The organism is Thermosulfuriphilus sp., from assembly GCF_054026695.1.
On sequence record NZ_JBPMLP010000032.1, the window covers coordinates 1 to 26,260 of the forward strand.

The following is a 26,260-nucleotide window of genomic DNA, read 5'->3' on the forward strand; positions in this document are numbered from 1 at the left end:
AACTTCTCTCCAAAGAAATGAATATTTCCAACTGACCAGTCGAGATCAGAATCAAGAACATAAACAGGAGAAACAACCGGTTTCTCACCTTCTAAAAGAAAAACACCATCATGTTTGGCCTTGAGTAAGAGTTCATCTGCTTCCAGACCAGGACCATAAACAAAATGAACGTCTTTTCCAGGAAAAGGCGCTAAGGGTTCACCAAAGACATTCATGCCAGGGCTACCTGATCCGGGGGGAATCTTTCGGGCCACTGGCTGACCGGCCTTGACGCAGACGATGGTATTGAGTTCGCGATAAATGACTCTATCTGGCCCTTCTTCTTTGAGGGGACCTCGAGAAAGGTCTATTATAAACTCCACCCGAGCGTCCTGGCCCCGCTGAGGCCCTTTGCACAGAGCAACTACGAGCTTACCTCCCCTTTCTTCCTCTGGTTCTTGAAGGAGACCATAAGTGATCCCCAGATTTTTAAGATCCTGAACCACAGAAGGAACATCTTGCCAGAGAAGCTCAGGCCCCGGACCTTCTTTGATCAGATAGGCCTCAAGGGCATCAGAAGAGACAAAAAGACGATAGCGCCCATTTAGGATAACAATTCCTTCACTAAGAAGCTTTTTTCTTAAAACAGAATCAGACATAATAGACCAACAAGAGTAACAGATTCTTTCTATAACAAACTCATCGAATACAACAATCGAAAAACTTTAAAATAAAGAATTGATTACTGAACATAATCAATCAGATTAAGCTCAATAACCTATATTATTTAAGGATAAAGAAAAAAGAGACTAACGAAATAGATTAATGTCAGATCAATCTCTTTAAAAAAGGCTTTGTTAAAATTGGAGGAGATAGCTATTTTCCTGTTGGGGTTCCTTGAAAGGCAGACAAAAGATCTCAATTTACTTATCTTTTTAAAAAACATCTTATCTGTAAGGGTACCTTAATGGATACCCAAAAGGATCAAGAAGGGCTTCTTAAACTCTTAAGAGACTGCCTTCCTCAGCCAAGGAGGACGGAAGATCTTCAAAAGGCCCTTGAAGAAGGCCGAATTGAGTTCTGTTCTGGCCTTAGAGACGGTGGCTTCCGGATCAAAAAGGGCCTTTGGGGTCTGGAAGTAGGAACTGTGCTCACTAGGCAGGGCCTCATCTCCGCCTATCCTCGAATCCCCCGGATCTTTGTTTTAGAGAAGGGCTTGGCCCGCAACTTCAAGGGAAATTTTTACGCAGAAGAAAAAATCGAAGGCTATAACGTCCGTTTTGCTAAGGCGGGCAGCCAGATTGTAGGTTTTACTAGGCGGGGATACATCTGCCCCTTCGCTAGCGACCGGTGGTCTGATTTTCTAGATCTTGAAGCCTTCTTCGCCAAGCACCCCCGGCTTGTCCTCTGTTGTGAGGTAGCTGGACCAGAGACCCCTTTCCTTACAGAGTGGCCTCCTTACATCAGAGAAGATGTCCGCTTCTTTGTCTTTGACTTTTTAGAGCTTGACACCGGGCGTCTTCTTCCCCCGGAAGAAAAGTACCAGCTGATCAGAAACTTCTGTTTCCCCTCCCCGGAGATCCACGGCCCCTTTGCCCCCTCTGACTGGAAAAGGATTACCAAGATCATCAAAAAATATGATCAAGAAGGCCGAGAAGGCTTGGTGTTCAAGGAAGTCAGTGGCCAAAAGGCCTTTAAGTTCGTCACCCCAAGATCAAACCTTAATGATCTTAGAGTCTCCATAGCCTTAGCTGGCGACCTTCATCCGGCCTACTATCTCCACCGAGTCATCCGTCTAGCCTTAGCCTGTTTTGAAGAAGGGCGCCCCCTAGAGGAAAAACTGACAAAAGATCTCGGTCAGGCTCTAATTCTTCCCCTTATCGAGGCCTTAGAGAAGATCTCTCAAGGCCAGAGGATCGAGGAAACCTTCAAGGTGAGGCTCAAGACAGAGGAATCCTTCAGGGCCCTCCTTCGGCACTTTGAAAAGACCAGGGTCAAGATCAATATCCTCGAGAAGGGTTGGAAAGAAGGCTACCTAGTGGTCCGCTTCTCCAAGGAGTATCTCAAATCTACCGATTTTTGGAGGAGTAAACTTTCAGGGGCACCGGAGGTGGACTAAAGACTCCACTGTCTCTCGAATCTCCTCTGGACATATCCAGCGAAGACCTAATTTATCGGCCAGATCAAGAACTCCTTGGTCAGCCGAAAGAAGAAGACCGTCCAGCTCCATGGTCAGAAGGACAAGTTCGATGTCCTCCTTACTATCAACAATTCCTTCTCTTAAGGCCTCCCGATACTTACGCCTTAAGGAGTTGATGATCTCGGATTCCTGGCGGAGACCGGTTGAACGAACCGCCTCCTCAGCCACCCTCAGCCCCTTGTTTATTCGCTGGCGGATATCATCAATGAGTTCGTAAAGGAGAAAGGCCGGAATCTTGAGCTCGTATTTTTTAGGGGACTTGATGCGAAAGATGGCTCTGGCGGCCTTAGAGAGTTCGTGGGCTTTGAGAGATTTTTTTAATTCCGCATAGACAGAGGCAGGCATATAGACGCGAAGAGATGGGGCCTGGCCCACGAGCTCAAGAAAATTAAGAAAGGCAACCGTGGGCTCAAGCCCAAACTGTCGATAGATCTCAGGATTGGTGAAAACGCTGGTGTCAACGACCAGCCTTTCACCCTCTAGATCCTTAGCCTTCACTTGCCCTGTTTAAGACGCTCCTCGATCAAAGCAGCCACCTTCTCCCCCGAGAGGAGCATCCCCCCAAAGATGGGGCCCATCCGGAAGGAACCAAAGGTGGCGTTAGCGGCCATACCAGCCACAAAGACCCCAGGAAAGGCCTCTTTAGTGTTTTCCAAGGTGGTGGTTTCGGCCATCTCGGCCCAAAGAGACTTCTCGCCCATGATTTTACCGGTCTCAGTGAAGAGCCCCCCACCCAACTTACGCTCGATAACCCTCAAGACTTCACAATCATGACCAGTGGCCTCAACCACATATTTGGCCCGCACGGCCAGAGGATCCACATGAAGCGAGGCCATCTCCACCGCTGTCCAGTTGATTACCAAACCGGTAACCCGGTTCTCTCTCACCATGACATCTTCAACACTGATGAGATTAAAGATCGTGGCCCCAGCTAGACAGGCCTTTGAGGTAAGGGTGGCCATACAGCAGACGGCATCCGCCGTGTAATAGCCGTTATCGTAAGGCTCCGCCGGGACTCCGAGTTCTTTCAGAATCCGGGCCCCTTCCTCCTGGACGACGATCTCGTTAAACATCATCCCTCCACCCCACATGCCGCCACCAATAGAAAGCTTGCGCTCAAAAAGGGCCACTTTGTAGCCAGATTCGGCAAGCTTAAGGGCGGACATAAGGCCTGCAGGCCCACCTCCGACCACCGCTACATCTACATCCAGGCAGTCGGAGAGCTTCTGAAAATAACGGTCAAGAATGGCCCGTGAGATTTTGATCTCGTCTAAAGACATAAGATCTCCTCCTTTCTTTTGGTTTTCTCTGCCCCGGGCTAAGGCAGAGTTTTTGGGGTGGCCATCGACCCCAACACTGAACTCCTCTCCCCTTAAGGAAGGGTGAAGGCCCCCTGGAGGAGAGTCCAAGGTGCTTCCTACTTACCCGGCCTCAGGTCATTGTCAAGCCAGAGGTTCAATCCGGACGGCACAGACCTTGTACTCTGGCGTCATGGCCTTGGTATCTACACCAGGGCTGGTCAGCAAGTTGACCGGAGTCTCAGGGTGATGAAAAGCCATAAACACCCAGCCAGGTTGGCTTTTGTCAGTGATCCGGGCCCTGACCTTGATCCGCCCCCTTCTTGAAGAGACCCAGACAATCTGGCCATTTGCAATCCCCAAGGCCTTAGCATCCTCGGGATGGATCTCCAGAAGCTCCTCCGGGCCAATGACCTCAAAGCCTTGGGCTCGTCTGGTCATGGAGCCATTATTGAAATGAACCAGTCTGCGCCCAGTGATGAGGATGAGGGGATAATCCTTATCTGGAAGCTCCTCTGGAGGAACATAATTGGCCGGAACGAACTTGGCCCGACCCCGAGGAAACTTCTCAGTATGCATGCGGGCAATGCCCGGATGACCAGGCTCGGGGCAGGGCCAACATAGCCCCGAGGGCCCCAAGGTCTTGTAGGAAATACCTCTAAACGGTGGGGCCAGGCGGGAGATCTCATCCATAATCTCTCCTGGATGATTATAGCTCATAGAAAAACCCATGGCCTGGGCCAGTCGGCAGACAATCTGCCAATCCGGCATGGCCTCCCCTGGAGGATCAACGGCTTTAAAGAAACGGCGTACCCTCCGCTCACCACTGGTATAGGTGCCGTCTTTCTCAAAGACACAGGCCCCCGGGAGGACCACGTGGGCCAGTTTAGCCGTCTCGGAGAGGAAGATATCTTGAACAATGAGAAGCTTAAGGGATTTGAGGGCCTCCCTGATACAACCGGCATTGGCCCCGGTCTGAGCAGGATCATAGCCGATGACGTAAAGCCCCTTGAGCTCACCTCTTAAAGCTGCCTGATACATCTGAGGCTCCGTAAGCCCCTTTTCCTGGGGAGGGGCCACCCCCCAGACCTGCTCAAAGGCCTTACGGGCCACGGGATCATCCGGACTCTGATATCCGGGGAGCACATAGGGCAGACAGCCCATATCACAGGCCCCCTGAACATTGTGCTGCCCCCGAAGGGGATTAATCCCGGCGCCCTCGCGTCCAACCTGGCCTGTAGCCAAGACCAAGTCGGCCAAGGCAATCACTCCTTCGGTACCCCCCTTATGTTCAGCCACCCCCAGGCCATAGAGGATCATCGATCTCTCGGCTGTGGCAAAAAGACGGGCCGCCTCGATGATCTTCTCCCTGGGCACCTGAGTGATGGTCTCTACCCGATCCAGAGGAAACTCTTCAAGAATATATTTTTTGAGGCCATCAAAACCCTCAGTCCTCTGGGAGATAAATTCTTCATCATAAAGACCATCTTTAAGAATGACGTGTAACATTCCATTTACAAGAGGAATATTTCCACCGGGTTTTACTCTCAACCAGAGATCAGCCCGGCGAGCCAAGTCCGTCTGACGGGGGTCAACAACGATCAGTTTGGCCCCACGGGAAGCCGCCTCCATGATTTTAAGGGCAACGATGGGATGGGCCTCAGTGGTGTTAGCCCCAAAGACCATCAGAACCTGAGCCTTGTAGATATCAGAAAACGGATTGGTAGCTGCACCGGATCCAAGGGTGGCCGCGAGACCCGCGACCGAAGGAGCATGTCAGACCCGGGCGCAGTTATCGACACTATTTGTACCGATAACTGCGCGGGCAAATTTCTGATAGAGAAAGTTCTCCTCATTGCTACAGCGAGCCGAGGCCAGAACGCCTATGGCCTGAGGACCAAGACTGTCTTTGATCTCCTTAAGTCCCAAGGCGGCAAATTCCAGGGCCTCCTCCCAAGAAACCTCCCGAAAGGGAGCATCAATGCTTGTTCGGATAAGAGGCCTGGTTAGGCGATCTTTATGGCGATAGAAAGTATAGGCAAAACGACCCTTGACACATAGATTGGCAAAGTTAGGAGGGAGATCGGCATTGGCCTTGATCTCCACAATCGTCCCACATTTGGTATGGATTTCCAAATTGCACCCTGTACCGCAGAAGGTGCAAACCCCGGGGACCTTGGTAACCTCGGAGGCGGTAATCGGTAGGACGACCGTCTTTTTGGTGAGGGCCCCTGTAGGGCAGGCATCAACGCAGGCCCCACAGGAAAGACAATTTTCTTTAAGCCTTATCTTGATATCCGGCTCTGAGGCCTCGGTTATGGAAAGTTCAAGGGCCCCGTAAGGACAGGCCCTTTCACACCGAGTGCAGGCGATACATCGGTTGGGATCCACAATGATAAAAGGATGACTGGTATCCACCGGAAACCTCAGGCGAGAAGTCCCCTGAGGGATCTTGGCTTGGTGATTGATTATCTGATCCCGGAACTCACACTTGGAGATCCCCAAACAACCGCAGGAAAGACATCTGCTAGCCTCCCGGCGGGCCATGGCCTCATTGAAGCCCAGTTCCACCTCTTCAAAATCCCCAACCCGAACCTCCGCAGAACGCTCCGGCATCCGCTCCTGAAGTTTAATGGTATATTCCTGATAGTTGCGCAGATCGACGTCTTCAAAACGACGGCCTTTGGTAAAGTTGAAGCGGGCCGTGGAGACCAAGGTACTCTTGACCCCCCGAAGATAGGCATCTATAGCCTCAGCCGCCCTCCTTCCGGCGGCCACGGCCTGGATGACCGTCCGCGGGCCAGAAACTAAATCTCCCCCGGCAAAAATACCTTCCAGGTTGGTCTTCATGGTCGAAGGATTGGCCTTGACCGTCCCCTTAGGGGAAACAGTCAGTTGAGCCTCCAGGTCATCAAAGGCCAAAAAAGAGGTGTCCGGGACCTGGCCCTGAGCAGAAATCACCGTCCCGGCCTCCATAATTACTCGAGATCCGGGAACCGGCACCGGATGTCGGATACCCTTCTTATCTGGCTCTCCGAGCACCGTCCGGGCCAGCTCTATAGTAAAAAGACCATTGCCAGTAGGCTCAATCCGCATCGGAGTGGCCATAAGAAAGAAACGCACCCCTTCTTTTTCGGCCTCTTTGATGTCCCGTTGATGAGCTGGCATCTCCATGCGGGAGCGGGGATAAACCACCGTCACCTCGTCGGCCCCCAGTCTTCGGGCAGCCCGGGCACAGTCTATAGCCACATCTCCTCCGCCAAAGATAACCACTGGCTGGCGGATCTCCGGCCGCTGGCCTTGGTTAATCTGCCTTAAAAAGGCCAAGCCGCTGAGGGCATGCTCAGCCCCAGGAACTTCAAGGTGTTTTTCCTTCCAGGCCCCAGTGGCGATGAAAATGGCCTCATAGCCCTCCTCTTTTAGGCTTTTGAGGGTAAAATCCCTCCCCCAGCGTCTGCCGGTGTGGACCTCGACCCCCAGAGAAAGGATGTTCTGGATCTCCCGGTCAAGGACCTTTTTGGGAAGCTTGTATTCAGGAATCCCGTAGCGGAGCATTCCCCCTAGCTCCTCCATGGCCTCAAAGATGGTTACCTGATGACCAGCTTTGGTCAGATAGTAGGCTGCCGAGAGACCGGCCGGACCCCCACCGATTACCGCTACCCGGTGCCCCGTCGGAGGAGCCACCTCCTCCTTGGGTTCCCCGTGTTGCATGGCCCAGTCGGCCAAGAAACGTTTGAGATGGTTGATTGCTATCGGTTCGTCCACTAGAACCCGTCGGCACCGGGGTTCACAGAATCTAGGACAGACCCGGCCTACAGAAAGCGGAAGGGGGTTCCGCTCCTTTATCAGGCGGAGGGCCGCTGCATATTGCCCCTGAGCGATAAGGTTAACATATCCCTGAACATTAATTCCCCCCGGACAGGCCATCGTACAAGGGGCTTTACAATCTCCATAATGATGGGCCGCCAGGGCCTCCAGACGCTCCTTACGCAACTTGGCCAGCCCCGGACCCTGAGTGGTGACCACCATGGTCTCCCTAACCTGGGTAGCGCAGGCCCGAACGGGAACCCCCTCCCCCTCCACCTCTACCAAACACAGGCCGCAAGGACGCTCTGAAGGCCGCCGGCCTTCAAGGTGGCAGAGGGTAGGGATATGGATACCAGCCTCTTTGGCCGCTTGGAGAATGGTCTGCCCTTCCTTAGCCTTGACCTCTTTGCCGTCGATAATCAGTGTAATCATGCCAAGCCCCCGGTTTCTTTGATTAAGAAATTAGACTAAAGGTGGCTCTCGGGTATCTCAGCGAAAGGTGGCAGGGGATTTAACTCCCCTGCCCTTCTTTAGAGTTCGAGCCAGGATTCTGAAAAGATGGTCTTTCCGGTCAGGACCCGGACGGTCTTGTAGATTTCAAGTTCTTTAGGAGAGAGGCTCTTGGGGTCAGGCTCGTCGCCGTCCATCATATCGTGGACCAGCTTAACCCATTCAGGATGTTTGCCTTTGGCAATCTCTACCAATTCCTGATCATAGACGTTCAGGATGGCCGAATAAAGACCATATTTCATCAGCATCATCAGATAGACTCGATCAAGATAAGGACGAAGATGTTTGGCCACCCCGTTGGAGACATTAGAAAGCCCCACGGTGCTTTTGGCCCCGGGGGCAATGTCCTGAAGCATAGCCAGAAACTCGAGTCCCGAGGCGATCTGCTCCGCCCCTAAAGTGATAGGGGTAGCGATGGGGTCAAACCAGATCTTCTCATTAGGGATCCCGGCCTCGTTTAGCTTCATCATCAGGTCCACAGCCATAGCCGCCCGTTCATTGGCATCTCGAGGCATACCTTCTGGCCCCCAGAGAAGGGCCACCACATCAACCCCTGTCTCCGCCGCCACTGGAATAAGTTTTTCCATCCTCTCTGGCTGGGCAGAGATGGAGTTCATAAGGATATTTTTATGCTTGGAGGCCTTGATCCCGGCCACCATGGCCTCAGGGTTGGTCGTGTCAAGGGAAATGGGAGTATCGACCACTTCTTCAACCACCTGAACGATCCAAGCCGCCAACTCCGGACCGTCCTTTTTAGCCGGGCCAATGTTCAGATCCAGATAGTCGGCTCCCAAATCCGCCTCCTCTTTGGCCATCTTCTGAATGGGAGCCGGATTCCTCTCCTTCATGGCCGAACCAATGGTCTGAGACATAATGTTGATACTTTCGGCAATGCAAACCACTGTGCTCATAACTAACCCCCCTTTAGTGTTAAGCCGCCTTCCACTCTTTGAGATAGGACGGCAAATGACTGGCCTCTCGGGGACCAATGAGGATCTCCCAATCAGGAAGCTCTTCTTCGAGCTCTCCCTTGATAGAGGCAAGGTAGCCAGGGATGATCAATTTCCGGTGTTTTACCTTCTCGGCTATCCCTGACTTCTTGACAAAATCGGCAATAGAGTCAGCCCCGAACTTACCAGCCGCCCAAGCCGTAAGCACCGACAGCCCCTCAGTGTCCTTGATGAGCAGCCAGGAAGGAACCCGGCTGGTCTCGATCTCTCCGGAAACAATGAAGTAAGTTAGGGCAAAATTACAGGTCACCAAGACCGGACTTTCCTCGTCAGGACCATTGATAGGATAGATCCCCTCCTGAACGACTAAAGGTTTCTGAGGATCGGTAAAGATATTAAGGCGCTCAACCAAGAGGGGAAAGAGAATATCTCCCTTGAGATCTGAAAGGACAACAATCCCAGCATATTTGGGGATAAGGACCGAGGCGATAAGACCCTCCAGAAGATCATCCCCGGTCATCTCACAAGGAAAGGTAATACTCGGATAACCTAAGGGACGGTACTTGTGTTTGATGGCCGCCCGCCGCATAGCTACCTGATCCTCATAAACGGCCCGAAGGGTCCTGGCCCCGGTATCGAGGATGAGATCCTTAAGGCCGACCTTGGCCAGCTCCTCTGCCAAAAAGGCAGTCTCTCCAATGTCAACGCCCTTGACGGCCAAAGGAGCTCCAGTCTCTTTGGCCACCTCGGCCATGGCCTGATAGTTGTCGATAGTGGCTGCATAGAGAAGGGGCTTAAAATCTCCGCAGATATCAGCTCCTTCCTTCAAGGCCTCAGTATCTTCGCTCATAAGAATCAAGGGCGCCTCGGAGACCTCCTCACGGACCCTCTTGACGAGATTTAAGAAGGCCGCTTTGTCCCCGGAATCTTTGACAGCCACCAGATCAGCCTTAAGCATGATCCCCACCCGCTCGTACTCCAGCTTCTTGAAACGCTCTAGCCGACCGGAAATCTCTTCTTCAGCCATATCAGTAGCCACCAAGACGGCGATTCCGGTAGGATGTTCAAAACGCTTCTCGTGGCGGAAAAGGACCGTCTCCCCCCCGCAAGCAAAGACATGATCCCCACCACCAAGTTTTACCGTCCGGATGGGAGGGGCCGAGGCCTCGGAAATCTTGGCCTTGGCCTCTTCGGAGACATAGGGGCAAGCGGCAATGTCCGCCTGGCCGGCAGCTACCTTCATGGCAAAGGCCAGACAGGTGGGGAATTTGCACTCACCACAGTTCTTCTTAGGCAGCATCTGTAGGATCTGTATCCCTGTCAGTCCCATCGCTACTCCTCGAACCTTTATTTTTCTTTTGGTGTCTTTAGACCAAAGGCGGCATCTCCAGGGCCGGATGACCGACCTTCTTCAGAAACTCCAGGACTTCCTCCTCGGTAGTCCCCACAGTCTCATCGGCGATCTTGTCCAAAAGGTCCGGCATGCCCTCTTCTTCGCAGCGCTTAAGGAGTTTGTCCCGAAGCTCTTCTTTGAGCATCTTGGGCATCCAGACCACCCGCTTAAGACCACCTTCGGCCTTAAGGAACTTCCGGCTGGTAATGTAGTGTTTGGAGACCCCAAGGAAACCAGGTGTCACTTGACCACCGCCGACCATACCAGCCATGGTGGTGAACTTCATCCCTGTAGGGGTCATACCTAGATAGTCACGGTTAACAATCATGATACCGTTGCAGGCCGGAAGCATGGTGGCGATACACTCAAAACAACCACAGGCCGTCATGGGATCAACCATAAGGCTGTAAAGTGAGACCCTTTCCACCTTGTTCCGGCTATTCTTATAGACGTACTCATTGATCCCTTTAAACTGACCGAGTACCGGATCAATACACTCCCCTTTGGGCACCGGCTGATTCGGCCCCGTGGGATTAATCTCATAGGAGGCCTTACCATCAAGCCAGTTGTAAGCCCCGCACATCCCCACCCGCTCGGGGGTTATGATGCAGACATGGTTGGGAGCAAAGGACTGGCAAAGGGTACAGGAGTAGAAAATCTCCTCGGTCTCGTCGGTCATACCTTCGATCCGGGCATCCCGACGGGTATAGACCTCCTTGGCCAAATCCATGATCTCCTTGACCTTTTCTTCCTCAGTAAAGATGGTCACCTGAACCTTATCGATAATGGAGCCAAAGTCCTGATGAAGCTTGGCATGAAGGATCTTGCCGATGTGCTCAAACTTAAAACCTTTCTCCCTAGCCTGTTTGCTCACCCGAAGCCACATAATGTTCCGCTGACCGACGTGCATAATCCCCTGGGCATAGTTAATAAGGTGGTGGAACTGACGTTCAATGATGGGTTCAAAGTCCTCCTGCATGTTCCGACCAGCGACCTCTACCAGAATGGCCAGCGGCAGACGACTCCCTTCAGTGACATCATCCATCTCAGGGCCGACCACCATAACCTTGCCGTCTTGAACCTCGTCCATCTCTCGGGACAGCAGAAGTTCTACGGCCATGGTCTTACCACCACCGCATTCAAGATAAAGGTCGTCCTTGCGGACCCGTTCACCCTCAAAGGCTGGACCATAAGAGACGGGGATGTCGATCTTGGTAACTGTAACCTTAAGGCCCCGAACTTCGATGGCCTTCTGGACGATTTCTTCATGGGGAACCCTGCTGACTACATGCTCGTAGGTGCAGATCCCCGTAGGCAAGATCTGGGGGATATCCCAGTCAGAAATGGTCGGGAACCCCCAGTTTATAGCCCCAGCGGCGTTGGCATACCATTCATCAGAGACCGGACCAAAGGCAATAACAAAGGCAAAGGTTCGATCCTTGTTGTAGAGGAGATTGCCCAGATAATCCCCAGGCTTGATCCCTCCAAAAGCCAAGGCCACCCGGCAGGCAAACCCTATGGAAAAGATGGCTGAAGAGGTACCGGGGCCGAAGGGAACTAGACGGGTGCTCCAGCCAATCTGAACATCCTGGCGGACGAGTTGCTCGGCCATCCGACGCCCGTCAGTATCCGAGTGCATGAAGACATAGAGGTTCTTCTCCTGAAGTTCGCGGGCGATCTTGACCGCTGTTTCCTCAGAAGGAGGAGCACCGAGGATGGCCGCAAATCCGGGGGCCGTCCCATCGACAAATTCTACCCCCCTTTTCCGGAAGATGACGTCATCAGCCGCCCCCAACCAGATCCGGTCCCCCACGGGATCCTCGGTCTTGGTATAAAAATCCGGATCCTCCAGATACCTGATGGCTTCGATGACCTCCTCGGCAAAGAAGGTAGCCATACCGGCATCCAGGGCCGGCCCCAGATACGGAAGCCAAAGGTGTTCTTCAGGCACAGGGGGAAGGAGCTTTTTAGCCTCTTCAAGGGCCTCTTTACAGTCACCAAGCTTTTTGACCGGGAGCCCCAAGATGGAGTAAATAATGGGCAAATAATAGGCCGTATTTGGAAAGGCCACCTCCTGGTCAGGCCCAAACTTCTTCACCGCCTCTTCGTATTTGGCCCAGGCCCTCCCAACGATCTTGTGGGCCCCGCGAATAGCAGCGCTGGCAATGATCTTGGACATAGTCTCTTTAAACCCCCTATTGCGTTTTCTTTGTTAAAATCTTAAGCCATCATGGCCTTGATCATGGCCCTGGTCAGGGCAATGGCCTTCGGATGACGCATTATCAAGAAATCACCGCCGGCAAGCATCATGCAGACGGCAGTAATAGCCTCCATGAGCACAGCCCGTCGCTCCTGATCCCCTAGAAGATCATCGCTGGGAAGACCAGCCTCCTTGGCCTTCCAGACCTCTCGACCCAAATTACAGATGAAGGGGACCTGGAGCTTATCGTCTTGCTGATAAAGGGCGGCCAAACGGATACGCTCCATGACCGAGTAGGTATACTCCAGACCATAGCCCAAGGCCCCAATGGATGGATCCATCAGGATCCGCTCCAGAGGTACCCCCAGATTTTCCAGAAGAATGTTGAGCTGTTTGGCCAGGTTGACGTCAATGGGACTTGAGGCCACCACTGGATATTGGTAGGCCAAGGCCGTGGCTCCTAGCTGGCGGTAGTTCTGATCTACCACCGGACCGATAAGGATATTCTTAGCCCCTACGGCCTCGGCGACCTGACGCATGACCTCGGTATCTTTTTCAGCATTGCCACAGCCCCAAATAATCAAAGGCACATCCACGGCCTCTGAGACAGCCTTGGCCACTTGGGCCACCTCTTCGGCCGGCCGATCCTGAGCATTGGGATCGGCCCCCACGGTGTAAAGACAGATAGCCTCGGCCTGATAGGCCTCCACACACTTCCGGGCCCAAGCTGCCGGATCATCCATCACCTCACCAAAGTAGCGGACCAGGGGCTCCGGCCACTCCTCAGGCTTAATATCAAGAACTTCCATGGCAATGCGAGGAGGATTCTTCATCTCCCCTTCAAAGAGATGAAAAGGAAGGACATTGGTGCCCCCGGTGGCGATGGCCTTGTCTTCCAGGCCAACAACCACCTCCTTGATCTCACCACTGCTCGACTCAAGGACGACCTCTTTGGGGATGGAACGCAGACGATCAAAAAGACTCTTTTCCTCCCCTGGAAGCTCAAAAACCGGGAGCTCTGAAGGGACAGCCACTTCGGGGACTTCTTCTTTCTCAGATACCTCCTTGGATACCTCCTTTTTGGCCGCCTCCTGAGCCGCCTTGAGCTCAGCGGCCTTTTCCTTGACCTGATCAAGACCGACTTTGGCTTCTTTGTTCCCGGGATCTAATTCCAAGACGGCCTCAAATCCCCGTTGGGCCACATCAAGATCCCCGGTCTCAAGGGCCGCTTTGGCCTTTGAAAGAACATCTGTGACCTTGCGGATCTTCTCTATCTGAGCCAACCCTTCTTTGGCTGGAACATTATCGGGCTCAAGGGCCAAGACTTCCTTAAAGTGACCTTCGGCCTTATCTATCTCACCGGCATCAAGGGCCGCCTTGGCCGCAGTAATGAGACTGGCCACCTTGGCTGCCCGCTCCTCTTCCTCCCGCTTGGGCGGAGCCGGAGGGAGCTCTGGCTCCCTGGCTGGCGGGGCCTCAGGAGACGGAGCCTCTTCGGCATGCCCCAGCAGAGTTTTTTCAAGACCAGCAATCCCTTTAGTCAGGGCCTCGGCCCCCTTCATGAGATCTCCGATCCCGGCTTTAAGGACAGAGAAGATCTCCCTTAAAGCCTCTGTCGGCAGAGAAGGAGCCTTAGGCGGCACTTCAGCCGGTGGGGCCTCGGGGAGCACCTCTTCCGCCGGTGGCCTGACCTCAAGGGCCTCTGGCTTGGGAGCCAAGCGAACAACCGGCTCTGGAGCCTCCATCTCCGGCCGCGGATAAAGGCCGGCAGCCTTGACAATCTCCGGGACTGCTGCCTCCCACTCAATGGCCATAATATGGACCCCGGCCACCCCAGGGATCTCCTTAAGTTGGCCGATAATCTCTACGGCAATTTTAATTCCCTCTTCTCGGGGATCTTGAGCCTCTTTCATCCGGGTGATTAGTTCATCAGGAACATCAAGACCGGGGACGAACTTCTTCATGTAATTGGCCATTCCAGCAGACTTAAAAGGTGTGACCCCGGCCAAGATGTAAACCTTCTCATCTAGGCCCAGATCCCTGACCATTTCCATAAACTTAGCAAAGCGATCAACATTATAGACGATCTGGGTCTGGATGAAGTCTGCTCCGGCCTCTACTTTTTTGGCCAAACGCAGGACCCGAAATTCAAAAGGATCAGCAAAGGGGTTGGCCGCTGCCCCAAGAAAGAATCGGGGCTCTTTGCCCTTTATTTCTTCGCCACATTGAAAGCACCGCTCATCTCTCATCCCCCGGACCATAGCCAGCATCTGGATCGAGTCCATATCAAAGACCCCTTTGGCCTGGGGGTGGTTACCAAACTTGTGATGGTCACCGGTGAGACAGAGGAGATTCTTAATCCCTAGGGCCGAGGCCCCCAAAAGATCAGATTGCATGGCAATCCGGTTGCGGTCCCGACAGGTCATCTGGATGACCGGCTCTATCCCCTCCTGCATAATGAGAACAGCCGAAGCAATAGAGGACATCCGGACAATGGCCGTCTGACAATCGGTAATATTGGCCGCATCCACGTAGCCCTTAATCAGGCGGGCCTTCTCCAGAACCACCTCAGGATCAGCATTCTTTGGGGGACCAATCTCGGCGGTAACAGCAAATTGACCGGAGGTTAAAACTTTTTCCAGATGGCTTCCTGACTTCACTTAGACAAACCTCCTTGAGATATTTTACTGCTGGGCCAGAAGATCTTCCCTTTGCCTTCTTCTCAGGCCTCCATGGCCGGCAGGAGTCCAGTCTTTGGCCGGCATGATCTGTTTCATATCCTCAAGGCGACCTAAGGCCTTGAGACGATCGTAAATCTCGTGCCAGACACAGGGAACATCGGGCCGAATCTCACACCGCCCCCCCTGAGAACCACCACAGGGGCCATTGAGAAGATTTTTGGCACACCGGGCAATAGGACAGAGGCCACCAGTGAGATGGAGAATACAGTCACCACAGCCCCGACACTTCTCCTCCCATTTTCCAGCAGCCAGATTGGCCCCATAGAAAGTTGTATTAAGGGCAGGGAAGACCAAAAGCCCGGGATAAAGATCGGCAACCAGATTAACCCCTACCCCACAGGCCATAGAGACCACGGCATCTACCTTCTCCTTAAGTTCTTTAAGGGGCTCCAGATACTCTGGATCACACTGCCGAACAAAAGTCTCCTCCTGAATCTCAAGGCCCTGACCGGCCTTTTTGGCCGCCAGCTTGAGGGCCTCAGACAATGTGGCAACCTCCTTTTCCCCCCCTGCATTACAGACCGCCACACAGCCCCGACACCCCAAAACCAGAATCTTCTTAAAAGAAGAGACCATAGAATAAATCTCTTCAAGAGGCTTTCTTTCGGCAATAATCATAGGCTTACTCCTTAAAATATCTTGGAATCTTGATCATGGCCCCAAAAACCTAGCCCCCTAGGCCTCGGCCACCTTGCCCCCCCTCCCAAAGAGGCCCCATGGCCAAAAGCCTGACCTCCAAGGCCCGGGCCGCTTCTATAAGAGGACCAGCATCAAGTCTAGGAGAAAAAATAAATTCGATTCGATCAGAAGATATGCTCAATTCCTCAAGGATCTTCTTAAGTTGAATCACCCTCATTGAGGCCCGTTTGCTTCCGGCACTATTATGACAGGTGCCCTCTTGACAACCCACCACCAGAACGGCTTCGGCCCCCTCATTGAAGGCCTTAAGGACCTCTGAGGGCTCAAGACGGCCTGAACAGGCCAAGGGCCTAATCTCGAGGCCCCTGGGAGCATCCGGAATAAGACGAATCTCTTCAGTCCCTTCAGGGACACTGTAACGACAACAAAAGGCGACAATCCTGGGCCAGATCTCTCCCATGGCTTTATCTCCTAAGCATCGCTGAAAGCCCCGGTCATTTCCTCAGGGGCTTTCTTGAGCTTTATGGTCTGGGCCGGACACTCAACGACACAGATACCGCAGGCCCGGCAGAGTGTCTCATCAATCACTGCATAGCCTTCCTTGACCACCCTGGGGGCAGAAAAAGGACAAACCCGAACGCAGGTCAGACAGGCCACACAGTGTTCCGGATCGACGACAGCCAGCTTCCCCCACTCAAAGAGCCTCTCTTTGGTCACCAACCCCCTCTGGCGGGCCATCTCCCTTAGGGCGGCAATCACCTTGGCCGGGGCCACCTCCTGAGGACAAACAGACACGCAAGATTCACACTGAGAACACTCCCAGACGAGCCCTCCAGAAAGAAGACGATCCTCAAGGCCCAAGGCGGCCATGTGGACGATCTTTCGAGGATCAAAGGTTTTGCTGGCCCGAGACACCGGACAGATCCCGGAGCAGGCCCCACAGGTAAAACAATAGGCGGCAGCCTCTCCCCCTTAGACAGTTCCCAGTTCCTTAAGGAAACCTTTATCCAGCTCCTTGGGTACTATGGTCATGATTATGCTCCCTCTTTGGCAACTAAGGCATAACGGCCGTCATCTTCGACCACGACCTTCCTTTTAATCAAGGTGGCCAGAAGTTCGGTCATCTCCTCCTCCGAAGCCCCCGTGGCCTGGAGTAGCTCTTGAGAAGACCTGGGGCCCTCGGCCAGAAGGAGCTTAATGGCCTCAGTGAAGGTCTCTGAGCGAAGGGTCTTCAGAAGTTTGGCCTCTACCTTGGCCGCTAGATGTGCTGGGTCGTAGTTGTCTTCCTTTTTAAGCTCCCGGGCCAGATTCCCATAAAGGCTCCGCAGACGGGTGGACTCCATAGCCCTCCGGGCTGCCTCAAGCCGGAGAGTCAAGATTTCAGGATCGATCCCTTCTTTACCCCCCAAGGGACCAAGTTCTTTGATCTTTTTGGTAAAACCGGTGACTAGCTGGACAAAACGAGGAGCTTCGGCTGCTGAGGCCCACTCAAGACTAAAGCGTTCGGGATCTACCCCAGCAATCTCTAGTAATCTTCGACTCACCTCAGCCATAACCAATGCTTCGTAATTACCAGACTGGTAATGACATTCTCCGAGATGTCAGCCGCCGGCAAAGACACCGTCGGCCCCGACCCGAAATCCTTCAACAATAAAACGAGGGTCAAGCCGACCGGTGCACATCACCCGGATGACCCGAATATTCGGGGGATACTGGTATCGAGCCACACCAGCCGAATCCGCTGCGGCATAACAGCACCAATGGCAGAAAAAACCTAATACACGCGGATCAAAGGCCATACACTCAACCTCACTCTCGTTTTAGGCCGCCTCCTGGGCCTTCTTCTCTATGACCTTCTCCTGCCCAAAGGCATCTATTTGGGCAAAGATGCTCTCGTCAGTAAAGCCTCCCATCGAAATGGCCAGTGTCGGGCAATGACTAGCACAGATACCGCACCCCTTACAAGAGGCAGCAATAGTCTGGGCCTTTCTCCTCTTGCCCACCTTGACCATCTCGATGGCCTTATAGGGGCAAAGAGTGGCACAGATGCCACAGCCAATACACTTGTCCGGATTAACCCTGGAGACCAAGGGAGCCACACTTACCGAACCTTTGGCCAGAGGGATGGCCGCCTTGCCAGCTGCCGCCCGAGCCTGGGCTAGGCTCTCTTCAATGGGCTTAGGAGAGTGGGCCAGACCACAGATGTAGATGCCATCTACCGCCACCTCGATCGGCTTAAGCTTGGCGTGGGCCTCAAGGAAGAAGCCATCGCCGGTCAAGGGAGCCTTGAGTATTTTGGCCAAGGCCCCATTGTCTGCCGGAACAATCCCCGTAGAGAGAACCAAGTAGTTGGGCTGGATCACAATCTCCTCGCCCAGGAGAGGATCGTAGAAAGTCACCCTCAGGGCCCCCCGGGCAGCCTCTTCCACTTTGGGCTTGCGATCCTTCTGATAGCGAACAAAGACAATCCCCCTGGAACGGGCCTCCCGATATAGATCCTCGGAGAAGCCATAGGTCCGCATGTCCCGGTGGAGGATGAAAATCCGGGCCTCCGGAGCCAGCTCTTTCAGGCGTAAGGCGTTCTTTACCGCCTGCTGACAGCAGACCTTACTGCAGTAGGGGAGGTCCTCACCGCGAGAACCTACACACTGGATCATGACGATCTCTTTAGCCTTGCCGATGGTCTTAGGCGAAGACTTAAGGAGTTTTTCCAGCTCCAGCTGGGTGACGACCCGCTTGTTCTTACCGTACAGATACTGGGTGGGCTCATAGGGTCGGCCTCCGGTAGCTACCACTATGACCCCGTGATTAACCACCTCAGTACCCTTCTTGGAGACGATGGTCGAGGTAAAATTGCCCACATATCCAGAGATGCTTTCTACCGTGGCCCCGGTGAAGACCTTAATTAATTTGTGTTTCTTGACGTTCTGGGAAAGAGTCTCTACCAGAGCTTGGGGGTCCTCACCAGTAATGGTGGCCGTAAGGCGGCGGACATTACCCCCCAGCCGAGCCTCTCTTTCCACTAGGAAGCATTCAAAGCCCTGATCGGCCAGGGAAAGGGCCGCCGTCATCCCCGAAACGCCCCCACCAATCACCAAGGCCTTGGGGGTTACAGGAACGGTCTGAAGCTCAAGAGGCTCAAGCTCTAAGGCCTTGGCCACGGCCATGCGCACCAAATCCTTAGCCTTCTCTGTGGCCGCCTCAGGCTCGTTGGCGTGAACCCAGGAACACTGATCTCTGATGTTGGCTAGGTCAAAAAGGGCCGGATTGAGACCGGCATCCCGCAGAGTTTCCTGGAACAGGGGTTCATGGGTCCTGGGAGTGCAGGCAGCTACCACCACTCGATTGAGCCTGAGATCCCGAATTTTTTCCACTAAGCCCTGCTGGGCATCCTGAGAACAGGCGTAGACAACATTTTCAGCGTGGACCACCCCAGGGAGCTGAGCCGCATAGCGCATTACCTCAGCCACATCGACCACTCCAGCGATATTGATCCCACAATGACAGACGAAGACCCCTACTCGCGGCTCTTCCCGTTCAAGGGCCTCATCCTCCTCTGGATACTCTTTCTGGATGATCTCTTGGCCTCGAGCTTCTTTGAGGAGTTCTGAGGCCAAGGCCGCTGCCCCTGTGGCCTGAGTGACACTCTCCGGGATGTCTTTCGGACCCTGGAAGGCCCCGATGACAAAGACTCCCGGCCTATTGGTGGCCAGAGGGCTCGAGAGTTTGGTGGCCGCAAAGTTGTATTTGTTCAGGTCTATACCGGTAATTTCGGCGATCTTCTTCGCATCTGACGGTGGAGCCAAGCCGACTGAAAGGACGACCATATCAAAGACCTCGGTCTGATGGCGCCCGTCTTCAGTGACAAAATGAAGAAGCAGATGACGTCCAACCTGTTCCACTTTGGGCACCCGGGCATAGTAGACCCTCAATCCGTGTTTTTCCACGGCCCTCTTTCGAGCCTCGTCAAAGCCCTTGCCTTGAGTACGAACATCCATATAAAAGAGGGCCATGTCGATATCCGGATCGTGCTCCTTGACCACAGAGGCCTCTTTGATGGCATACATGCAACAGACACTGGAACAGTAGCCCTGCCCACAGGAGACATCTCGGGAACCTATGCACTGCAGAAAGGCGATCTTCTTGGGATGGGTGAGGTCCGATGGTCTGAGAATGGCCCCCTCAGTGGGCCCAGAGGCACACATAATCCTTTCGAGCTCTAGGCTGGTGACCACGTCAGGATACTTTCCGTAACCGTAACGGGCCAGAACCTCTTCGGAGACCCGGCCAAAACCAGTGGCCAGCACCACGGCCCCCACTTCAAGCTCTATTTCCTCAGGCTGTTGGCTAAAATCTATAGCCTTGGCTGGACAAACATTGGTACAGATACGACAAGTCTCATGTTGAAGATAAAAACATTCGTTGGGATCTATATAATAGGTTGTTGGCACCGCCTGAGCATAATCTATGTGGGCGGCCCGAGTGATATCCAGGCGTTCATTGTAAAGGTCAACCACCGGCCGAGGACAATACATGGTACAAAGCCCACAGGCTGTACATTTATCCCCATCTACATAGCGAGGCCGTTTATAGACCCGAGCTCGAAAGGCCCCTGGCGATCCCTCCAAAGACCTGAGTTCCGCACTGGTAATAATCTCGATGTTGGGAGACCGACCGGCCTCCACCAGCTTAGGCGCCAGAATTCAGAGGCTACAGTCGTTGGTCGGGAAGGTCTTATCCAGTTGGGCCATTACCCCGCCGATAGAGGCAGACTTATCTACTAGGTAGACATAAAAGCCCAACTCCGAGATATCCAAGGCGGCCTGAACTCCGGCCACTCCCCCTCCCAAAACCAAGACAGCACCTCTTTTCTTTTTGGCCATACCTCACTCCTGTCTTTGATTGCTATAAGGGCCGGTTTTACCCGGCCCTTAAGAGAGAATCAAGATCAATATGCAGGCCTAGGCACTCGGCCCGTGACAACCAGCACCATGGAGAGGGCTGTCCAGTTGGCGCCTCATAGCCATGTCGAACAGCACCCGCTCCCGTTTCTTATCAAGACCGAGGGCCTTTCTCTTCTGGCGAATCTGATCAATCATGATAGAGGCAAAATCCTTAGGCTCCTTGGCCAAAAGCCACTTAGCTCCATAGATCTCCTCCATCTCCCGGAAGAGATGGTCTGTAGCCTCTTTGGATTGGGTCGTTGGGAATGGGGCCCCAAAGACCACCGAGGCCCCACTGGCCACAAAGTACTGACCAATGGCAATGGCCTTCTCACTCATCCACTGCGGAGCACAGCCTATAGCCGGGAGATCACTAATATCCTCTCCTAAACCGCCGGTGCGAACCATTTCGGTGGCGGCGATAAGGATCCGGCTATTATCTACACAGGAGCCCATATGTAGCACCGGAGGACAACCCACGGCCTCAAGGACCTCTCTCAGGCCCTCACCGGCAAGCTCTGCAGCCTCAGGAGACAGAAGGCCAGCCCGGCCAAGACCTGTGGCAGCGCATCCGGTGGTCAACACCAAGACGTTGTTGGCAATAAGCTCCTTAGCTAGCTCCACATGAATCTCATCCTGGACGCGAAAGTTATCGCAACCGACGATGGCCGCCACTCCAAGGATGCGGCCATTAATAATGTTGTCATTAAGGGGCTTATAAGAGGCCCGGAACCGGCCACCCTGGATGTAAAGGATGGTCTCATGGCTGAAGCCAGCGATTACGTCCATCTTGGCCTTGGGTATATAGACCTTGCCCCGTTTGGGATACCGAGCAATGGCCCGCCTGATAATGTCCTTGGCCACCTCCAGGGCCCGGTGATGGTCAAAGGGGATATGGGTGGCACCAACAATCTCAGCCCGGTCACTGGTGGTAATGATCTCGGTGTGAAAACAGCGAGCAATCTCCGGCAGGGACTGCATGACACACTGAACATCGACCACCATGGCCTCAACGGCCCCGGTTGTAAGGGCGATTTCCTGCTGGACAAAACTGCCAGCAATGGGGATTCCCCGACGCATGAGGACTTCATTTCCTGTACAGCAGATTCCTGCCAAGTTGACCCCCTGAGCCCCAACTTTCTTGGCCTCGGCAATGATCTCCGGATCCTGAGCGGCCATAGCCAAGGCCTCGGCCACCACCGGCTCGTGACCATGGACAGTGATATTGACCATATCTTCTTTGAGTACCCCTAAATTGACTACCGTCCGCAGGGGAACAGGGGTGCCAAACATGATATCCTGAAGCTCGGTAGCCAGCATTGACCCACCCCAGCCATCAGCCAAGGCACAGCGGGCAGCCTGACGAAAAATATGCCGATAATCCTGATCTACCCCCATGTGGGTTCGATGCATAGTCTCAACAACCTCACGGTCTATGCCCCGAGGGGTGATCCCCAGACTGTCCCAGATCTCCTGACGCTTCTCTGGAGCTCTTTTAGTGAAAAGAAGGGCCCCTTCCTGCTTGCCGAACTCAGCCAGGGCCTTCTCCCCTACCTCAAGGGCCAGCTGCTGGGTATCCTTGTCCGTGGGATCAATCCCCAACCAAGTGGCCACCCGGCGCAACTTAATGGTGTCTTTGATCTCATACGGAGTCTCGCCCTTGGCCGTGGCGATAAAAGCCAACACGGTCTCACGGGCATGATCAGAGTGGGAGGCAGAGCCTGCAGCCACTATGCGGGCAAAATTCCGAGCAGCCACGGTTGAGGCCGTAGCCCCACAGATGCCGATCATCTCTTCGACCCCTTCGATAATCTGACAGGGGCCCATATTACAGTTGCGACAACAGGTCCCCCCTTGACCGAAGAGACAGGGGGTAGCCCCTCGGTTGGCCACCCGGTGGGCGGCAGTAATTACCCCCTGGGCCGGCTCCTGACAGAGAACCTCCTGGTTAACCAGGCACTGAATGCTGGGACAGCTGCCGTTGCCCTTAAATCTTTTGCTCGTATCCATTAGATTTGCCCCCTTTTACAGGATTGGAGCGACAATTTAAAATGATTCTAAGAATTAGTCAACATTTCAGGCCACCTCACTGGGAAGACCGGCCCACATTTTGGCAGACTCTAGGGTGTTCTTCATGAGCATAGTGATGGTCATCGGACCTACCCCGCCGGGCACAGGGGTAATGGCCGCGGCCTTCTCCTTGACAGAGTCAAAATCGACATCGCCACAGAGAATGGCCTTGCCCTCTGGAGTAGTCCCAATCCGATTGACCCCGACATCAATGACGACCACTCCCTCCTTGACCATATCTCCGGTGATAACCTTGGGCCTGCCAGCAGCGACAATGAGGATGTCGGCCCGCTTGGTGTGGAAAGTGAGATCCTTGGTCCCCGTATGACAGACCGTTACCGTGGCATTGCCTACCGGTTTTCTTTTCTGGATCAAGAGGTTGGCAATGGGTTTGCCAACAATGTTGCTCCGGCCGACCACCACGGCCTCGGCCCCAGAGACATCCACCCCGGCCCTCTCAAGGAGAATCAGGATGCCATAGGGGGTACAGGGCAGGAAACAAGGCTCTCCGATGACCATCTTGCCTACATTTACCGGATGAAAACCATCGACATCCTTACGGGGATCAATGGCATAGATGACCTTGCGCTCATCAATATGGCGCGGCAAGGGAAGCTGAACCAGAATGCCATGGATGGCCGGATCTTCATTATACTTTTTAATCAAGGAAAGAAGGGCCTCTTCCGTAATGTCTTCAGGTTGATTGTCTTGAATAGAATGGAAGCCCAGATCGTGGGCCGTCCGCTGTTTGGCAGTAACATAGGAGACCGAGGCCGGATTCTCCCCGACAAGAATAGTTACCAGACCGGGGACCACCCCATGCTTTTCCTTAAGCTCAGCTACCTCGGCCTTAAGCCCCTCACGGATCTCCTTCGCTATATCCTTACCACTGATAATCTTTGCCGCCACGTCTTACCTCCCCATCTCTGTCAGCTTTTGGCCTCAAGAGGCCTGTTAATTACTAGCCAAATATGTGCCAAAAGGAACACATCCCAAAAGATCGCTAGAATAAGTACTTAGAGATTAGGAGTCTCTTTTAAGCCCCCGCCTCCTGGGGTAGATAACCCCGGGAGGCGGGGGCTTTTGCCCCATCTAGAAGAGGCCGGTCACTTTGCCGGTTTCTACATCGACATCGATGCGGCGGTAGGCCGGATCAGAGGCCGTTCCTGGCATGAGGCTGATGGCTCCAGCCACGGGAACGACAAAGCCAGCTCCCCGGTAAATGAGAATATCACGGACCGGAAGGGTCCAGCCTTTGGGAACTCCTTTAAGGTTGGGATCGTGGGAGAGGGAAAGATGGGTCTTAACCATGCAAGTCCCGAGCTTCCGGAGCTCAGGATCAGCATCGATGAGCTGAATCTTCTTCTCCGCCTCAGGTGAATAAGAGACTCCATCGGCCCCATAAACCTCTTTGGCAATAAGCTCAATCCGTTGCTTAAGGGGCATATCCAGATCGTAGAGAAAACGGAAGTTGACCGGCTCTTCACAGGCATCAACCACGGCATCGGCCAGTTCAAGGGCTCCTTCGCCGCCTTTGAGCCAGTGTTCGGAGACAGCCACCCGAGCTCCAGCCTCTTCGCAAATACGACGCACGGCCTCTATTTCAGCCTTGGTATCGGTGTAAAAGGCATTGATGCAGACCACAGGGTTGGTGCCGCTCTTTTTCACTGTCTCGATATGATGAAGCAGGTTGGCACACCCTTTCTCGACCCACTCGACATTCTCCTCCAGATATTCCTTAGGCATGGGCTGGCCAGGACGCGGAATAGGAGCCCCGCCGTGGCACTTCAGGGCCCTGATAGTAGCCACAATGACCACGCAGTTAGGCACCAAGCCAGAAAAACGACACTTAAGGTTCCAGAACTTCTCGAAGCCGATATCGGCGGCAAATCCACTTTCAGTTACGTGGTAATCGGCCAGTTTCAGCCCCACGTAGTCGGCGATGATAGAGCTCTGACCAATAGCGATATTGGCGAATGGACCGGCATGAATAAGTACTGGCTGGCCCTCAAGGGTCTGAATCATGTTGGGGTTGATGGCATCGACCATCCAAGCACACATAGCCCCGGCTACCTCTAGATCCTCGGTGGTAATGGGATTGCCATATTTATCGAAGGCGACGACGATTTTCCCAATCCGCTCCCGAAAGTCTTTAAGATCCCGAGCTACGGCCAAGATAGCCATAACCTCGCTGGCCACGGCGATCCAGAATTTGCTCTCCATGGGATAGCCGTCCATCTTGCCCCCTAAGCCAATGACAATGTGCCGCAGGGCCTGGGCGCAGAAATCAATCACCCACCCAAGCTCAACCCGTTTAGGATCAATATTCAGGCGACGCAGGTTCTTTTTGGCTAGGATCTCGTCGTCATAATTGGCCTCGTGCTGCATTCTGGCCGTAAGGGCCACCAGGGCCAGGTTGTGGGCGTTCATAACGGCGTTGATATCTCCGGTCAGCCCCAAGGAAAACTTATCAAGGGGGATGATCTGGGCCAGACCTCCTCCGGCGGCACTCCCCTTGATGTTCATGGTCGGGCCTCCAGAAGGCTGCCTTAAGGCACCGATGACCTTTTTGCCCCTTTTGCCAAGACCCTCGATGAGACCAATAGATGTCGTGGATTTCCCTTCACCAAGGGGAGTGGGGGTGATGGCGGTCACATCAATATACTTCCCATTAGGACGATCTTTGAGACGCTCCAGGATGAGCTTGTAGTCCAGTTTGGCCACATAATGGCCATAAGGAAGAAGCTCTTCCTTAGTGAGGCCCAGTTCGTCGGCCAGCTGATAGACGGTCTTCATGTGTTTTTCGCACTCGGCGGCGATCTCCCAGTCTTTCATCTTGGTCGGATCAAGCTTCATGGCATACCTCCTGCATAAAACTTTGGCTGATGAAAAACTTCATTGGGCGTTTACCTACAATCATTTCTAGGCCTTTGTCAAACATAACCGTACCTGGAAGGTCGTTTTTCCTGCTTGACAACAAAGGCCTTAAAAATATAGAACAGCAAGGAATGAATACCTATTCAGTTGGAATTTTTGGCTTTGGCAATAAAAGGTACTAGGAACTTAAAAAATATAATGAGGAAGGAGGGTTTTATTATGAGCAGGTTACATGTATGGATTGTGGCTCTGGTCTGTAGCCTGGGTTTGACCTTGGCGGGCTTGGCCATTGCCGGAGAAGGCCCGGCGGTCTTTAAGCTGGAGAACAGAAAAGGAACCGTGACCTTTAACCACCATGCCCATCAGGCCAAGGGCCTTAAGTGTGGTGACTGCCATCATGGAGTAGAAGGCGGCAAGAAGGTCCCTTACAAAGAAGGACAGAAGAATGAAAGGTGTGAGACCTGCCACAACAAGGGCAATACCAATATGCCGGCCAAATATCGCAAACCCATGAGCGTCTTCCACAAGACCTGTAAGGGTTGCCACAAGAAGATGGCCGCCAACCACCCGAAGGCCCCAACCAAGTGTAACGGTTGCCATAAGAAGTAGCCTTTAAGTTAAGGATCTGCTGTGGAAATAAAAAGGGAGGGCTT

17 protein-coding genes and 2 pseudogenes are annotated in these 26,260 nt (G+C 53.5%); 2 read left to right on the forward strand and 17 right to left on the reverse strand.

The window, feature by feature from the left end; genetic code table 11:
* On the reverse strand, positions 1 to 638 hold a 638-nt coding region (locus ACXJJX_RS04875), incomplete at its 3' end, for a flagellar assembly protein A (protein ID WP_456432750.1).
* Between the two features lie 308 nt (positions 639 to 946).
* Here ACXJJX_RS04875 and ACXJJX_RS04880 point away from each other — a divergent pair.
* Positions 947 to 2,098 (forward strand): RNA ligase, encoded by a 1,152-nt coding sequence (locus tag ACXJJX_RS04880; protein WP_456432751.1) that lies wholly within the window; start codon positions 947 to 949, stop codon positions 2,096 to 2,098.
* Here ACXJJX_RS04880 and ACXJJX_RS04885 read toward each other — a convergent pair.
* From ACXJJX_RS04885 to ACXJJX_RS04960, 16 genes and pseudogenes are all read right to left on the reverse strand, one after another.
* A complete protein-coding gene (locus ACXJJX_RS04885) occupies positions 2,075 to 2,677 on the reverse strand; it encodes an RNA ligase partner protein (RefSeq protein WP_456432752.1) in 603 nt (200 codons plus the stop codon). The genes ACXJJX_RS04880 and ACXJJX_RS04885 overlap by 24 nt on opposite strands.
* A complete protein-coding gene (locus ACXJJX_RS04890) occupies positions 2,674 to 3,459 on the reverse strand; it encodes a sulfide-dependent adenosine diphosphate thiazole synthase (RefSeq protein ID WP_456432753.1) in 786 nt (261 codons plus the stop codon). The genes ACXJJX_RS04885 and ACXJJX_RS04890 overlap by 4 nt, the downstream gene beginning before the upstream one ends.
* A 162-nt stretch (positions 3,460 to 3,621) precedes the next feature.
* Positions 3,622 to 6,093 carry a formate dehydrogenase subunit alpha gene (gene fdhF / locus ACXJJX_RS04895; RefSeq protein WP_456432808.1) on the reverse strand — a complete coding sequence of 824 codons (2,472 nt, stop codon included), beginning with the start codon at positions 6,091 to 6,093 and terminating at the stop codon, positions 3,622 to 3,624.
* A 162-nt stretch (positions 6,094 to 6,255) separates the two neighbouring features.
* Positions 6,256 to 7,716, reverse strand: a pseudogene (locus tag ACXJJX_RS04900) (FAD-dependent oxidoreductase); the annotation flags it as partial.
* 98 nt (positions 7,717 to 7,814) lie between these two features.
* On the reverse strand, positions 7,815 to 8,705 hold the full coding sequence (locus ACXJJX_RS04905) for a dihydropteroate synthase (RefSeq protein ID WP_456432754.1): 891 nt from the start codon (positions 8,703 to 8,705) through the stop codon (positions 7,815 to 7,817).
* Between the two features lie 19 nt (positions 8,706 to 8,724).
* Positions 8,725 to 10,074: an acetyl-CoA decarbonylase/synthase complex subunit gamma gene (gene acsC, locus ACXJJX_RS04910; protein WP_456432755.1), complete on the reverse strand. Its 1,350-nt coding sequence runs from the start codon at positions 10,072 to 10,074 to the stop codon at positions 8,725 to 8,727.
* 37 nt (positions 10,075 to 10,111) lie between these two features.
* Entirely contained in the window at positions 10,112 to 12,316 is a 2,205-nt protein-coding gene (gene acsB, locus ACXJJX_RS04915) for an acetyl-CoA decarbonylase/synthase complex subunit alpha/beta (RefSeq protein WP_456432756.1), read from the reverse strand.
* A 41-nt stretch (positions 12,317 to 12,357) separates the two neighbouring features.
* Entirely contained in the window at positions 12,358 to 14,997 is a 2,640-nt protein-coding gene (locus ACXJJX_RS04920; RefSeq protein WP_456432757.1) for an acetyl-CoA decarbonylase/synthase complex subunit delta, read from the reverse strand.
* Between the two features lie 24 nt (positions 14,998 to 15,021).
* Complete coding sequence (locus ACXJJX_RS04925) at positions 15,022 to 15,696, reverse strand: methylenetetrahydrofolate reductase C-terminal domain-containing protein (protein WP_456432758.1); 675 nt, start codon at positions 15,694 to 15,696, stop codon at positions 15,022 to 15,024.
* A 49-nt stretch (positions 15,697 to 15,745) separates the two neighbouring features.
* Positions 15,746 to 16,177, reverse strand: a complete 432-nt coding sequence (locus ACXJJX_RS04930; RefSeq protein ID WP_456432759.1) for a hydrogenase iron-sulfur subunit — start codon at positions 16,175 to 16,177, stop codon at positions 15,746 to 15,748.
* A gap of 11 nt (positions 16,178 to 16,188) precedes the next feature.
* Positions 16,189 to 16,665, reverse strand: a pseudogene (locus ACXJJX_RS04935) (4Fe-4S dicluster domain-containing protein); the annotation flags it as partial.
* A gap of 86 nt (positions 16,666 to 16,751) precedes the next feature.
* Entirely contained in the window at positions 16,752 to 17,516 is a 765-nt protein-coding gene (locus ACXJJX_RS04940) for a hydrogenase iron-sulfur subunit (protein ID WP_456432760.1), read from the reverse strand.
* Between the two features lie 21 nt (positions 17,517 to 17,537).
* Entirely contained in the window at positions 17,538 to 20,600 is a 3,063-nt protein-coding gene (locus ACXJJX_RS04945; protein ID WP_456432761.1) for an FAD-dependent oxidoreductase, read from the reverse strand.
* Between the two features lie 78 nt (positions 20,601 to 20,678).
* Positions 20,679 to 22,670 carry an anaerobic carbon-monoxide dehydrogenase catalytic subunit gene (cooS, locus tag ACXJJX_RS04950; protein ID WP_456432762.1) on the reverse strand — a complete coding sequence of 664 codons (1,992 nt, stop codon included), beginning with the start codon at positions 22,668 to 22,670 and terminating at the stop codon, positions 20,679 to 20,681.
* 66 nt (positions 22,671 to 22,736) lie between these two features.
* On the reverse strand, positions 22,737 to 23,639 hold the full coding sequence (gene folD, locus ACXJJX_RS04955) for a bifunctional methylenetetrahydrofolate dehydrogenase/methenyltetrahydrofolate cyclohydrolase FolD (RefSeq protein ID WP_456432763.1): 903 nt from the start codon (positions 23,637 to 23,639) through the stop codon (positions 22,737 to 22,739).
* A gap of 183 nt (positions 23,640 to 23,822) precedes the next feature.
* A complete protein-coding gene (locus ACXJJX_RS04960) occupies positions 23,823 to 25,586 on the reverse strand; it encodes a formate--tetrahydrofolate ligase (RefSeq protein ID WP_456432765.1) in 1,764 nt (587 codons plus the stop codon).
* A 240-nt stretch (positions 25,587 to 25,826) separates the two neighbouring features.
* Between ACXJJX_RS04960 and ACXJJX_RS04965 the strand changes: the two genes are divergently transcribed.
* Complete coding sequence (locus ACXJJX_RS04965; RefSeq protein ID WP_456432766.1) at positions 25,827 to 26,216, forward strand: cytochrome c3 family protein; 390 nt, start codon at positions 25,827 to 25,829, stop codon at positions 26,214 to 26,216.
* Positions 26,217 to 26,260: the final 44 nt, after the last annotated feature.